At 63.7% G+C, this 13059-nt stretch carries 12 protein-coding genes; 8 read left to right on the forward strand and 4 right to left on the reverse strand.

The genetic code is table 11. The features are described 5' to 3' along the window. The first annotated feature begins 181 nt into the window (after positions 1 to 181). From GOB94_RS02050 to GOB94_RS02060, 3 genes are all read left to right on the forward strand, one after another. Entirely contained in the window at positions 182 to 568 is a 387-nt protein-coding gene (locus GOB94_RS02050) for a response regulator (protein WP_182277281.1), read from the forward strand. 92 nt (positions 569 to 660) lie between these two features. Further along, complete coding sequence (locus GOB94_RS02055; RefSeq protein WP_255484164.1) at positions 661 to 2814, forward strand: heme lyase CcmF/NrfE family subunit; 2154 nt, start codon at positions 661 to 663, stop codon at positions 2812 to 2814. Next, positions 2807 to 3271, forward strand: coding sequence for a cytochrome c-type biogenesis protein CcmH (locus tag GOB94_RS02060; protein WP_182277282.1), 465 nt, complete (start codon positions 2807 to 2809; stop codon positions 3269 to 3271). Before GOB94_RS02055 ends, GOB94_RS02060 begins: the two co-directional genes overlap by 8 nt. A gap of 46 nt (positions 3272 to 3317) precedes the next feature. Here the strand turns inward: GOB94_RS02060 and GOB94_RS02065 are convergent, their stop codons facing one another. Beyond that, positions 3318 to 4205: a hypothetical protein gene (locus tag GOB94_RS02065; RefSeq protein WP_220464975.1), complete on the reverse strand. Its 888-nt coding sequence runs from the start codon at positions 4203 to 4205 to the stop codon at positions 3318 to 3320. A 103-nt stretch (positions 4206 to 4308) separates the two neighbouring features. Between GOB94_RS02065 and GOB94_RS02070 the strand changes: the two genes are divergently transcribed. Further along, positions 4309 to 4785, forward strand: a complete 477-nt coding sequence (locus GOB94_RS02070; protein WP_182277284.1) for an SET domain-containing protein-lysine N-methyltransferase — start codon at positions 4309 to 4311, stop codon at positions 4783 to 4785. Positions 4786 to 4820: 35 nt separating this feature from the next. After that, on the forward strand, positions 4821 to 5039 hold the full coding sequence (locus tag GOB94_RS02075; RefSeq protein ID WP_182277285.1) for a hypothetical protein: 219 nt from the start codon (positions 4821 to 4823) through the stop codon (positions 5037 to 5039). Positions 5040 to 5057: 18 nt separating this feature from the next. On the opposite strand, the gene GOB94_RS02080 is transcribed toward GOB94_RS02075, so the two are convergent. Further along, complete coding sequence (locus tag GOB94_RS02080) at positions 5058 to 5624, reverse strand: cupin (protein WP_182277286.1); 567 nt, start codon at positions 5622 to 5624, stop codon at positions 5058 to 5060. Between the two features lie 507 nt (positions 5625 to 6131). Here GOB94_RS02080 and dnaX point away from each other — a divergent pair. From dnaX to GOB94_RS02095, 3 genes are read left to right on the forward strand one after another with little or no spacing between them, the layout of a single operon-like run. Continuing rightward, entirely contained in the window at positions 6132 to 8108 is a 1977-nt protein-coding gene (dnaX, locus tag GOB94_RS02085) for a DNA polymerase III subunit gamma/tau (protein ID WP_182277287.1), read from the forward strand. Between the two features lie 42 nt (positions 8109 to 8150). Beyond that, positions 8151 to 8780 carry a recombination mediator RecR gene (recR, locus tag GOB94_RS02090; RefSeq protein WP_182277288.1) on the forward strand — a complete coding sequence of 210 codons (630 nt, stop codon included), beginning with the start codon at positions 8151 to 8153 and terminating at the stop codon, positions 8778 to 8780. Between the two features lie 40 nt (positions 8781 to 8820). Beyond that, positions 8821 to 9837, forward strand: a complete 1017-nt coding sequence (locus tag GOB94_RS02095) for a metallophosphoesterase (RefSeq protein WP_182277289.1) — start codon at positions 8821 to 8823, stop codon at positions 9835 to 9837. Between the two features lie 153 nt (positions 9838 to 9990). On the opposite strand, the gene gpmI is transcribed toward GOB94_RS02095, so the two are convergent. Both gpmI and eno read right to left on the reverse strand, forming a co-directional pair. Further along, on the reverse strand, positions 9991 to 11604 hold the full coding sequence (gene gpmI / locus GOB94_RS02100) for a 2,3-bisphosphoglycerate-independent phosphoglycerate mutase (protein ID WP_182277290.1): 1614 nt from the start codon (positions 11602 to 11604) through the stop codon (positions 9991 to 9993). Between the two features lie 3 nt (positions 11605 to 11607). Then, complete coding sequence (gene eno / locus GOB94_RS02105) at positions 11608 to 12900, reverse strand: phosphopyruvate hydratase (protein WP_182278373.1); 1293 nt, start codon at positions 12898 to 12900, stop codon at positions 11608 to 11610. Positions 12901 to 13059: the final 159 nt, after the last annotated feature.

The raw sequence follows: 13059 nt of genomic DNA on the forward strand, positions 1-13059 counted from the left end.
CCATTATCGCAGTTACATGACCTTCCCTCCGTGTGGAACGCAGGCGCATGCCCTCAAAACCGGGTAACGCCCCAAGCAGCCTTTTCCCACCACGCCGCATCCAACAGAAGCTGAGACCGCGAACGTAAGCGTCAACGATTCCGCCATCACCTACTGCGCACGTCTACTCTCAGGATGTTCAATGCCCGCAACGCTTCTGCTTATCGACGATAACGCCATCCAAGCCGCCACACGCCAGACCATCCTCAAGCGGGCCGGCTACTTCGTCATCGTCACCCTCAGCCCTGAGCGCGCACTCGCCCAGCTCTCCAGCGGCGAGCTTCCCGCACCCGTCGATCTCATCATCACCGACCACATCATGCCCGGCATGAACGGCGTGGCCTTCATCACCGCCGCCCGCCCCATCGTCCCAAACATCCCTGTGCTCGTCATCAGCGGCATGGCCGAGGCCGAGGACGAATACGACGGCCTCGATATCCACTTCCGCCTCAAGCCGCTGCTGCCCGACGATCTCCTCTTCACCGTGCAATCGCTCATCGCCGCGCCGGTAAACGTCTCCGCAAACTGACCGAACCCGCCGAAGATCGCACGACGCAGCGCGCTCCCACACACGCTCCGCCCATAGTTTGAGAGAATGGTAGGCGAAGGAAGCCGCCACCCATGTCTCATCCCATGCCGTCGCTCGGTAGCTTTTCGCTATTGCTGGCGCTCGTCCTCTGCGCCTACTCGCTGGTCATCGGCACCATCTCGCTGTGGGCGATGGCCTACAACCGCCCGCTCGCGGTCGCGCCCGACCACCTTCGCGAGACCGCCCGCCGCGCCGGCATCGCCAGCTTCTTCGCCGTCGCCTGCGCCACCTTCGCGCTCGTCTGGGCCTTCGCCACCGACGACTTCTCCGTCGACTACGTCCTTCACCACTCCAGCAAAGCACTCTTCTGGGGCTACAAGTTCTCCACCCTCTGGTCCGGCCAGGAAGGCTCGCTGCTCCTCTGGAGCTTCCTGCTCGCCACCTACGCCTTCGTCCTCCGCCTGCGCCATAAGAACGACATCACGCTTTACGCCTACGCTTCCACCATCCTCGCCGGCATCCAGGTCTTCTTCCTCCTGCTGCTCGTCGTCGCCGCGCCGCCCTTCGCCATCGTCCCCGGCGGCATCGCTCCGGCCGACGGCTTCGGCCTCAACCCGCTCCTTCAGTACCCCGAGATGGCCATCCATCCGCCGATGCTCTACCTCGGCTACGTCGGCTTCTCGGTCCCCTTCGCCTTCGCCCTCGGCGCCCTGATGATGCGCTACCCCGGTGAAAAGTGGATCGCCATCACCCGCCGCTGGACCATGGTCACCTGGCTCTTCCTCACCTGCGGCATCATGCTCGGCATGCACTGGGCCTACGCCGTGCTCGGCTGGGGAGGCTACTGGGGATGGGACCCGGTCGAAAACGCCTCGCTGATGCCCTGGCTCGGCGGCACCGCCTTCCTGCACTCCGTCATGATGCAGGAAAAACGCGGCATGATGAAGCGCTGGAACGTCTGGCTTATCTTCGTCACCTTCATGCTCACCATCCTCGGCACGCTGCTCACGCGCTCCGGCCTGGTCAGTTCCGTCCATGCCTTCGCGCAGAGCAGCATCGGCAACTGGTTTACCGCCTTCCTACTCATCACCTTCTGCATCTGCCTGTTCACCTTCTTCCGCCAGAACGACCACCTCAAGTCCGAGAACCAGCTTGAGTCCATCGTCAGCCGCGAGTCCAGCTTCCTCTTCAACAACCTCGTTCTGCTCGCCGCCTGCTTCACCGTGCTCTACGGCACACTGCTCCCCGTGCTCTCCGAGTTCTTCACCGGCGCCAAGATCACCGTCGGCGGCCCCTACTACGACAAGGTGATGGTGCCCATCGGCCTCTTCCTGCTCTTCCTCACCGGAGTAGGCCCCCTGCTCGCCTGGCGCTCCACCACGCTCCGCACCATCCGCCGCAACTTCGTCCTGCCCTGCATCGCCGTCATCGTCACCGCCATCGCCCTCATGGCTGCGGGCGTTCATCCCTGGCAGCACGACGACCCCACCGGCAGCATCTACGCCCTCGTCTGCTACTCCATCGGCGCGGGCGTCATCACCGCCATCGCCTCCGAGTTCCTCCGCGGCGCCGGCGTCGTCCGCACCCAGACCGGCAAGAGCCTCATCGGCTCCTCGCTACTGCTCACCCGCCGCAACACCCGCCGCTACGGCGGCTACATGATCCACTTCGGTATCGTGGTGCTCTTCATCGGTCTCGCCGGCGCGGCCTTCAACCAGTCCAAAGAGCTTGAAATGAGCTTCGGCGACTCCGTCCAGCTCAACGGCTACAAGCTGGTCTGCAACAGCTTCTCGCAGGACTCCAACAAGGAGTACGACACCGACTTCGCCCTCATCGACGTCTTCAAGGGCAACTCGAAGATTACCCGCCTAACTCCAGAACGCCGCGTCTACTTCCCCGACACGGACCACGCGCAGGTCTCTACCGTCGTCGCCATCCACTCCACCCTCGCCGCCGACCTCTACGTCGTCTTCGAGGGCCGCAACGCCGACTCGGGCAAACCCATCATCAAGATCTTCGTCAATCCACTCGTGAATTGGATCTGGATCGGCGTCCTCATCGTCATCTTCGGCACCGCCGTCGCTCTCGTCCCACCGCTGCAACCAGCCACCCGCCGCGTCGAAGCCCCCGCTCCAGCCAATACCTTAGGAACGGGCAATCCACTGGGTGCCCCATCTTCGCCGCCGATTTTGGCGGCTAAGGTGGGCGGCATCACCCCAGCCGTCCCCGGAGCCCCCAATGCTTAAGCGCTCCATCCACATCCTCCTTCTCCTCACCGTCGCCTTCAGCATGCTCGGCGCAGGCTCGCCCGACACCCGCTTCCGTGAACTCGGCGGCAAGATGATGTGTACCTGCGGCTGCGCCCAGATGCTTCTGGAGTGCAACCACGTCGGCTGCCCCGACTCCCCGCACCTCATCGCCGAGCTGCATCAGCAGATCGCCGCCGGCATGACCAACGCCGGCATCCTCACCTGGTTCGCAGACAAGTACGGCCCCACCGTCCTCGCCGCGCCGCTGCGCGACAACCTCTTCGACCGCACCACATGGTACATCCCCGGCGCAGTCCTGCTGCTCGGCATCCTCGGCGTCATCCTGCTAGTCCGCTACTGGAAGTCACGCCAGCCCGCCCCGATAGCCCCACTCCCCCACACCCCCTCCAACGACGCTCTCCGCGACCGCATCCGCAACGAAACCGAGTATTGAGAGGTAGCACGCAGGAGGTTTTTACTACTCCCTACTCCCTGTCTTTCTACTTCATCTCGCCAATCGCCTTCTGCGCGGCCTTCTTCGTCTTCGGCACCGGGTCCAGCGTCAACGTCTTCTTGTACTCCGCCAGCGCCTCATCCAGCTTGCCCAGCTTCCGGGCCGCATCGGCCAACGCCAGGTGGGCATCCGGATCGTCTCCAGCCGACGCCACCGCATCCGCCGCCCGCAGATACGCTCCACGGAAGTTGTTGTCGGCCATATAAAACCCAGCCACACTCAGGTCCTCAGCCTCACGCTCCGACGCCGTCTGCTCCTTCGGCTTCGGGACCACCTTGTGCGGCTTCTTGATCACCGTATCGTCATCCGCCAGCGGCCCCTTGTCGTCATCGCCCACCGGGGGCAGCCCACCAAACGCCCCACTCGAGCTCGAACTGCTTGAGGAGCTGCTGTCGCTGCCGCTCGTAGACTCCCCCGAACTCCCCGCATCCTTCAACGGCCCAGCGTTGCCACCCGTAGCATCCGGCGGCGCAACCGACCCATCTGGCTTCACCAGCGGCGTCTTGTCTTCTCCCGGAAACGGAAACGCCTGCGCCGGGTTACTGCTCCCCGCACCACTCTGCGGAGCCCCCTGCACCTGCCCATTCCCCTGCTGAGGCTGCTGCCCCTGTCCCTGGTTCTGATTCGGCATTGCAGGCTGCGCTGGCGTCTCGCCCGGGAACGGAAACTGCTTCGCCGGGTCCGCCCCACCCGCCGGCGGTGCGGGAGTCTTCCGCTGCGGCGCCTGGTCCAGCCCACAATTCGGCACAAACACCTGCTTGCCGGTCGAGTCCGGCATATAACAACCACCCTGCGACGCCGGCTGCTGCGGGCTCTGCGCCCCAGCCACCGCCGCACATCCCATCACCACAGCCCATCGCACCGCTGTCCGCAAACGCTCCATATCCCTATTAGACGACAACCCCGCGCGAAGGAGTAGTCCTCTACTCCCGATTCGCTACTCCCTACTCCCTGCCTCTCTTGCTATACTCCGGCCAATGCCTCGTATCAAAGCCACATCCCCTCGCCTGCTCGTCCGCTCCTCCGCAATCCACGCCGCCGGCTGCTACACCCTGGACCCCATCCCCCGCGGCCGCCGCTTCCTCGAGTACGACGGCGCCCGCATCACCAAATCGGCCGCCGACGAGCGCTACGCCGACCGCCCCGTCACCTACCTCTTCGGCTTCGGCGGCAAGGGAGACGTCATCGACGGCTTCGGCACCGCCATGTTCCTCAACCACTCCTGCGCCCCCAACTGCGAGACCGAGGAGCAGAACGGCCGCGTCTTCATCAAGGCCATCCGCAACATCTCCCCCGGCGAGGAGCTCCTCTACGAGTACAACCTCTACGACTCCGACGACGACACCGCCGACTGCTACTGCGGCGCCCCCCACTGCCGCGGCACCATGTTCTCCGAAGATGAAGTCAAACGCCAGGCCCGCAAAAAGGCCCGCGTCGCGAAGAAAAGCAAGTAGCCGTCCTTCCACACAGCAACGCGTAAAATAGCCTCATGCCGTTCCCCATCAAAACCTGCATCCTCTGCGGCGAGGAGTTCGAGCTCAAGCCCGACAAGCCCGGCTACGCCAACCGCTGCCCCGAGTGCAGCGTGCCCGAGTCCAGCTCCACCTCCGCCGATCTGACCGAAGTCCTCGACCCTAAGTCCAAGCGCGAGGCCAACGAAGCCCGCCGCGAAGCCATGCGCAACATGCTCTACCGCAAAGACAGCTAGAGCAAAGCTGCCAGCCAGCTAAACCTTCCACGCTGAGACCAGCGGCCCGCCCGCGCCCGTCACCGGGTCACTCTCCGGAAACCGCACCGACTTCATCCGCTCTACCGTCGCCGCATCGGGGGCCGTGCGGCAGATGTCCCAGTGCTCTCCCTCGGGATACGCCCCCACCACCAGAAAATCATCACTCGCATCCAACCGGCAGTGCCCCGTCCCGCACGGCAGCACGGCCACATCCCCTGCATGGACAGTCACGGCGTGCCCGCCCTCGCCACCGATCATGATCTTCCCCCACCCCGCCGCAAACCCCAGCACCTCATGCGCAGTCGAGTGGTAATGATGAAAGTCGTACACCCCATTGCGCCACTGCGGTGGCCACCCATGCCGCTCAAACGCGCCCTCCATCGCCGACGCCACATCCCCTGTCGCCGCAAACGCCCCGCGATACAGCAGCACCGGCAGGACCTCATTGTTCGGCATCCAGCCATTCCGCTTTAGCTGCAGCATCTCCGGCTGCACTGCGGCAGCAAACATCTTCCGAGTCCCCACGCCCACCGCCAGCATCACTCCAAACTGTCGTCTGTCCATAAAATCGTCACCCACTACTTTCGACGCTTCCGGCGACCCTCATGGCTACGCTGTGCACATTAAAAGCCAAAGGCCCGACCCGAAGTCATCCTCGAGTCAGGCCTCAACCAAGTAGCTTCTACAAGATCTTTACTGCCAGCGGCAGTGACGGTGATGATGGCTGTACCAGCAATGCCGGTGGCGATGTTGCGGTCCAACACGGACAACAACCTGGGCGTTCGCTGCAGGCACCAGCGGCGCGACGAACAACAGAGCGAGGAGTGCAAGCATATATTTCGTCATATCTGGTTATGATGCAGACTGTCGACCACTGCGTGTCATCACCGCGAAAATAGATTTCTCACGTACCATACAACCATTCCTTCACGCCGCATTCACAAGAGTCCGCACGTGGAGACGTCCAATCGTCACCGCCGATCAACAGAAAGCTCTGCTCACCACGCTGCAACAGCAGCAACAAGCCGACGGCGGCCTCCTCCACACCCCACGGCGATACAATCAAACTCGATGGCCGCCTACCAAGTCCTCGCCCGCAAATACCGCCCGCTCAGCTTCTCGGACGTCATCGGGCAGGACCACGTCACCCGCACGCTCCTCAACGCCCTCGCGCAGGGCCGCATCGCTCACGGCTACATCTTCTCCGGCCACCGCGGCATCGGCAAGACCACCATCGCCCGCATCCTGGCCTCGGCGCTCAACTGCCGCAACGTCATCGGCTCGCCCGAACGTCCAACGCCTGAGCCCTGCAACCAGTGCGACTCCTGCCTCGAGATCCGCCAGGGCAACGCCGTCGACGTCATCGAGATCGACGCCGCCACCAACCGCGGCATCGACGAGATCCGCGAGCTCCGCGACGCAGCCCGCTATCGCCCCTCCCGCGACAAGTACAAGATCTACATCCTCGACGAGGCGCACCAGATCACCGACGCCGCCTTCAACGCGCTGCTCAAGACCCTCGAAGAACCACCCGACCACATCGTCTTCATGATGGCCACCACGCAGCCCGAAGACATCCCGCAGACCATCCGCTCGCGCTGCCAGCACTTCAGCTTCCACGCCGTCAAGCTCGACGACATCGTCGGCCAGCTCCGCTCCATCGCCACCGCCGAAAACATCGTCGCCGACGACGCCACCCTCTCGCTGCTCGCCGAAGCCGGTGACGGCTCCATGCGCGACGCCCTCTCCATCATGGACCAGGCCATCGCCAGCGCACCGGTAGTCGACGGCCGCCCCGTCCTCGCCGCCGACCAGGTCCGCGAGCTCATGGGCACCATCTCCAACGTCGTCTACGAGCAGGTGCTCGAAGCCGTCCACGCCAACAACTCCGCCGACGTCATCAGCATCCTTGGCCGCCTGCTCGACGCTGGCAACGGAGCTCCGCAGCTCGCGCGCCAGTTCGTCCGCTACCTGCGCAACTGCGTCGTCGCCAAGATCACCCACTTCACTCCCGGCGCGGACGCCACCGGCATCGCCGCCGATCTGCTCCAGATCTCCCCCGAAGAACGCCAGCGCGCCGCCCGCACCGCGGCCCTCTTCACCGAAGAAGAGCTCTCGCGCTTCCTCAGCATCATGCTCCGCACCTTCGACGAGCTCGGCTACCGGCAGGAACAGCGCTTCCACCTCGAGCTTGGCCTCCTCAAGCTCGTCCACGTCCAGCGCCTCGTCCCCGTCGAAGAGCTCCTCTCGCAGCTCGGCGCAAAACCCACCAACACCCCAACGACGAAGCCTTCCCCCATCAGCGCCCCGCGCGAATCCGTCGCCAGCGCACCCTTCACTCCATCCGCACGGACAGCAACAACTGCATCTCCCTTCGCAGCCGACGCCTCGCGCAAGACCCCCGTCGCCTCCGTAGCGCCTACACCGATCGAGCCCAAGCAGCCCACCACCAACGGCTCCATGGCCCTCGCACCCGACCCCATCGCGCCCACTCCCAGCAGCGGCCCGCAGCTCGTCGTCCCGTCCATCGCTGCCGTAGCTGAACCCGCCGCCACTCAACCAGCGATCAACGAACCTCCTACCCAGGAAGTGTCATCTCGACCGGAGGCGCAAAGCGCCGCAGTGGAGAGACCTGCGGTTGGGACCACCGACGCTACCGACCTCACCGCACTCCAGCACACGCTCTCCACCGCACTCGCCGCGGTCAAAGGCCAAACCTCCGCCTCCGAGCAGATCGAAGACGCCACGCTCGTCCTCAACGGCAACACCCTCGAAATCCAGACCACGCTCTCGAAGACCATGCTCCCCGTCGTCCTCAACACCGAAGCCGAGCGCATCCTCAAGACCACGCTGCGTTCCACCGCTTACGCGCACCTCACCCTCAAGCTCATCCCCGGCGCACCCACAGCAGTCACTAAACCCAAATCCCCACGCGCCGCAGCATCAGGCTCCGCCGCGGACCTCGCGCAAAAACACCCGCTAGTCCAACAAGCCATCGACCTCTTCTCCGCCGAGATCAGCAACATCATCGACCTCCGCGATAAATAACGCCTTTCTACTCCCTATTCCCTACTCACTACTCCCTGCCCTATGCAACGCTTCGCCGAACCCATGGCCCGGCTCATCGACGAGCTCCGCAAGCTGCCCGGAGTCGGCACCAAGTCTGCGCAGCGCTACGCCTTCCACATCCTCCGCGCCTCCGACGCCGACGCCAACGCGCTCGCCACCGCCATCCACGCGCTCAAGCAGCACCTTCGCCTCTGCTCGCTCTGCAACAACATCACCGACGTCGACCCCTGCCACTACTGCACCAACCCCGCACGCAACCAGCACGTCATCTGCGTCGTCGAAGAGCCCACCAACATCGCGGCCATCGAAAAGACCCGTAGCTACAACGGCCTTTACCACGTCCTCCACGGCACGCTCTCGCCGGTCAACGGCATCGGCCCCGACCAGCTCCGCCTTACCAACCTCTGGCCACGCCTCTCCAAGCTCGCTGACGCCGACAACACCACCGCCGAGCTCGGCGAACTCATCCTCGCCGACTCCCCCACCGTCGAAGGCGAAGCCACCGCACGCTATCTCGCCGACGAAGCCCACCGCCGCTTCCCGACGCTGCGCATCACCCGCATCGCCACCGGCGTCCCCGCTGGCTCTGACATCGAATACGCCGACGAGGTCACCATGACCCGCGCCCTCGAAGGCCGCCGCTCGCTCTAGCACCCACAGCGCACCATCCAACTTCGCAAAAGGACACACCATGGCTCCCTTGAACTCCCCGCTCAATCGCCGCCAGTTCCTCCGCCAGAGCTTCGCCTTCTCCGCGCTCGCCGCCACCGGCCTCACAGAGCGCGCCTTCGCCCTCGCACCCGACCCCGCCGCGCACCACATCCTCATGTTCGGCGACTGGGGTAAGCAGGAGGACACCCTCGGCCAGGGCAAAGTCGCCGCCTCCATGGTTCGCTACTCCACCCAGCACCGCCTCCATACCGACGCCCTCTTCATGCTCGGCGATAGCTGGTACGGCCCGCTCCCCGGCGGCCCCGACTCCCCGCGCTTCCAGACCCAGTTCGAGCAGATGTACCCCGCCAAACACTTCCCTGGTCCCGCCTACTCCATCATGGGCAACCACGACTACCAGCACATGCCCGCCGGCGTCAGCAAGCGCGAAGCCGAGCTCGCATACGCCTCCCGCCCCAACACCCGCTGGACGCAGCCCTCGCTCTGGTATACCTTCGACCTCCCGGCGAAATCTCCACTCATCAAAGTCATTGCCCTCGACAGCAACGTCCCCATGGGGCACAAGACCGACGCCGTCAACTTCACCCTCACCCCCGAGCAACAAGCCGACCAGCTCGCCTGGCTCACCGCCGAGCTCGAACGCCCTACCAGCGCGCCCTTCACCATCGTCATGGGCCACCACCCCATCTTCTCCAACGGCCCCCATGGCGACCACAAGGTCCTCATGGCGGAGTGGGAGCCGCTCCTCCGCAAGCACAACATCCCACTCTACCTCGCCGGCCACGACCACGACCTCCAGCACCTCGAGTTCGAAGGCCATCCCACCTCCTTCGTCTGCTCCGGCGCAGGCGGCGCCGACCTCTACACCCTCAAGATCACCGAAGACCAGCGCGGCCCCTTCGCCGACAAGGTCTACGGCTTCACCCACCTCGAAGCCACTCCCACCGCCCTCACCCTGCGCCACATCGACGCCGACGGCAAGGTACTCCACGCCTTCACCAAGTCACTCGATAATAAAGTCAGCATTCTCGTTTGAAATGGATAGTCGCCATCCTCGCCTGACCCATTACGCTTCACCCATGCGTCATAGCATCTTGCTACTACCTGCAAACGACCATGGCGACTCCACCCATGGCGAAACTTTGCGCTTTTCCTGGCGTCCTTTGCGGGAAAGCCTTTGCCGTTGCTCTTAGCCGACGCTCGGCACCACCCGCAAATCCCCACCCGTCATCTCCACCGGCAGCCCCATCTCCATCAGCCCCAGCACCGTCGGCGAAATATCCCGCAGCGACCCACCCTCACGCACACCAATCTTCCTCGCCTGGTCCGTCACCAGCACAAACGGCACCGGGTTCGTCGTATGCGCCGTGTGCGGCCCACCCGTCACCGGGTCGACCATCAGCTCCGCATTGCCATGGTCTGCCGTAATAATCCACGACGCCCCATGCTGCTTCACCGCCTGATAAATCCGCGCCAGCTGCGCATCCACAGCCTCCACAGCCTTCACCGTCGGCTCCATCTTGCCCGAGTGCCCCACCATGTCCGCGTTCGCAAAGTTCACGATAATCACATCGAACGCCGTATCGTTGATCGACCGGCACACCACATCGCCAATCCCCTCGCACGACATCTCCGGCGCCAGGTCATACGTCGCCACCTTCTTCGACTGCACCAACTCGCGGTCCTCGCCTGCAAACGGCTTCTCAATCCCACCGTTGAAGAAGTACGTCACATGCGCATACTTCTCCGTCTCCGCCACCCGCAGGTTCCGCAACTGTGCGCGCTCCATCAGGTTCGCCAGCAGGTTGTCCATGCTCTCCGGCTGGATCACCATCGGCACCTTGAACTTCGGGTCATACTGCGTCATCGACACATAATGCAGCCCCTGCGGCACACTCGCCATCGGGATCTCCGCCTCAAGCTCGGCAGCCTTCGGCAGGTCCATCCCCATCGCCGCGTTCAACCCGCTCCGCCGTGCCAGCACCCGCGTCACCTGCCGTACACGGTCCGCACGATAGTTGAAGCAGATCACCGTATCATTATCCGCAATCAACCCAACCGGCTTGCCGTCGCTATCCACGCACACAAACGGCTCGACAAACTCATCGGTCACTTCGTTGTTATAGCTCTCACGAACCCGCACAACAGCATCCACATACTTCCCCCCCGGAGCCTGCCCCGTCACCATCGCATCGAAGGCCTTGCGCTCTTTCTCCCACCGATAGTCGCGGTCCATCGCAAAGTACCGCCCGCTCACACTCGCGAGCCGCCCCACGCCATACTCCGCAAACTTCTGCTGCAGCTCCTCCAGATACCCGGCCCCACTCGTCGGCAGCGTATCGCGCCCATCCATAAACGCATGGACAAACACCCGCGTCAGCCCCTGCTGCGCCGCCATCTTCAGCAGCGCATACAAATGCCGCACATGCGAGTGCACCCCACCATCGCTCACCAACCCGATCAGATGCAGCGCCCGCCCCTCGACGCTCGCGTGCTTCATCGCCGCCAGCAGCGTCGAGTCTTCATATAGCGCACCGGTCATGATAGCAGTATCGATCCGCGTCATATCCATCCGCACCACGCGCCCCGCGCCCAGGTTCAGATGCCCCACCTCGGAGTTACCCATCTGCCCATCCGGCAGCCCCACAAAGTGCTCGCTCGCGCGGATCACCGTGTTCGGATACTCCCGCAGCAGCATGTCATAGGTAGGTTTCCGCGCCTGCGCAATCGCATTCGCATGAGACTCGGCCCGGTAACCCCAGCCGTCAAGAATGGTCAGGATGACCGGTCCGTTCTTTCGCATCTCTTACGCTCCGCAGTTCACACTCAACCGGCCAAGAAACTCCGCACCCTGCCCGAGCTCTTCCTCAATCCTCAGTAGCTGGTTGTACTTCGCAATTCTGTCCGTGCGCGAAGCCGAGCCCGTCTTGATCTGCCCCGCTCCCGTGCCCACCGCGAGGTCCGCAATGAACGTGTCCTCGGTCTCACCCGAGCGGTGCGAGATGATCGACGTATACCCATTCCGGCGCGCCAGCTCAATCGCATCCAGCGTCTCAGAGATCGTCCCAATCTGGTTCACCTTCACCAGAATCGAGTTCGCCACGCCCTCTTCGATGCCGCGCTGCAGCTTCCTGGTGTTGGTCACGAACAGGTCATCGCCCACCAGCTGCACCTTGCTGCCGACCTTCTCCGTCAGGATCTTCCAACCGCCCCAGTCGTTCTCATCCATGCCGTCTTCCAGGCTGATGATCGGATACTGCCGCACCCAGCTCTCCCAGTAGCTCGCCATCTGCTCGCTGCTCTTCTCGCTCTTGTCCGACTTCTTGAAGATATACTTGCCACTCTTCTTGTCATAGAACTCGCTCGAAGCCGGGTCCAGCGCAATCGCAATCTGCTCGCCGGCCTTGTACCCCGCCAGCTCAATCGCCTCCAGAATCACCTCAAGCGCCTCCACGTTCGACTTCAGCGACGGTGCAAAGCCACCCTCATCGCCCACCGCCGTGTTGTAGCCCTTCTTCTTCAGCACGCCCTTCAGCGTGTGGAAGACCTCGGTCCCCCACCGCAGCGCGTCGCTGAACGTCTCCGCGCCCACCGGCATCACCATGAACTCCTGAAAGTCCACGTTGTTATCAGCATGGGCGCCACCGTTCAAAATGTTCATCATCGGCGTCGGCAGAATGCAAGCATTCACGCCGCCCAGATAGCGATACAGCGGCAGCCCCAGCGACTCCGCCGCCGCCCGCGCCGTCGCCATTGACACCGCCAGGATCGCGTTCGCGCCCAGCTTGCCCTTGTTCTCCGTGCCGTCGAGCGCAATCATCGTTGCGTCGATCAGCTTCTGATTGCTGGCATCCATCCCCGCCAGCTCCGGCGCAATAATGCTCTCAATGTTGTCGACGGCCTTCAGCACGCCCTTGCCCAGGTAATGGCTCTTGTCGCCATCGCGCAGCTCCACCGCTTCGTGCTCACCGGTCGAGGCGCCACTCGGCACCGCGGCGCGCCCACGCACGCCATCTTCCAGCACCACATCCGCTTCCACCGTCGGGTTGCCACGGCTATCCAGAATCTCTCGCGCATGAATCGACACAATCTCAGTCATCGTCTTCCTCTGTCCTTCGTCCTGCATTGATTTCTTGTTCTTCCGAACGATCCTGTGCTGCAGCCGGTCCTGCAGCTTCGGCCGCCGGTCGACCGCAATCGGCCGCCCCGTCGCTCCCGCTATCGTCTCAATCAGCTCTGCCATCTGCGTCAGGTCCAC

It is taken from the genome of Granulicella sp. 5B5, assembly GCF_014083945.1.
In the GTDB taxonomy this organism is placed as follows: Bacteria; Acidobacteriota; Terriglobia; order Terriglobales; family Acidobacteriaceae; genus Granulicella.

Excerpts from the sequence above, each read along its gene's own strand:
- GOB94_RS02050 (WP_182277281.1), top strand. The coding sequence starts at position 182 with ATGCCCGCAACGCTTCTGCTTATCGACGATAACGCCATCCAAGCCGCC.
- GOB94_RS02055 (WP_255484164.1), top strand. The coding sequence starts at position 661 with ATGTCTCATCCCATGCCGTCGCTCGGTAGCTTTTCGCTATTGCTGGCG.
- GOB94_RS02070 (WP_182277284.1), top strand. The coding sequence starts at position 4,309 with ATGCCTCGTATCAAAGCCACATCCCCTCGCCTGCTCGTCCGCTCCTCC.
- dnaX (WP_182277287.1), top strand. The coding sequence starts at position 6,132 with ATGGCCGCCTACCAAGTCCTCGCCCGCAAATACCGCCCGCTCAGCTTC.
- GOB94_RS02095 (WP_182277289.1), top strand. The coding sequence starts at position 8,821 with ATGGCTCCCTTGAACTCCCCGCTCAATCGCCGCCAGTTCCTCCGCCAG.
- gpmI (WP_182277290.1), bottom strand. The coding sequence starts at position 11,604 with ATGCGAAAGAACGGACCGGTCATCCTGACCATTCTTGACGGCTGGGGT.
- GOB94_RS02060 (WP_182277282.1), top strand. The coding sequence starts at position 2,807 with ATGCTTAAGCGCTCCATCCACATCCTCCTTCTCCTCACCGTCGCCTTC.
- eno (WP_182278373.1), bottom strand. The coding sequence starts at position 12,900 with ATGACTGAGATTGTGTCGATTCATGCGCGAGAGATTCTGGATAGCCGT.
- GOB94_RS02075 (WP_182277285.1), top strand. The coding sequence starts at position 4,821 with ATGCCGTTCCCCATCAAAACCTGCATCCTCTGCGGCGAGGAGTTCGAG.
- GOB94_RS02080 (WP_182277286.1), bottom strand. The coding sequence starts at position 5,624 with ATGGACAGACGACAGTTTGGAGTGATGCTGGCGGTGGGCGTGGGGACT.
- recR (WP_182277288.1), top strand. The coding sequence starts at position 8,151 with ATGCAACGCTTCGCCGAACCCATGGCCCGGCTCATCGACGAGCTCCGC.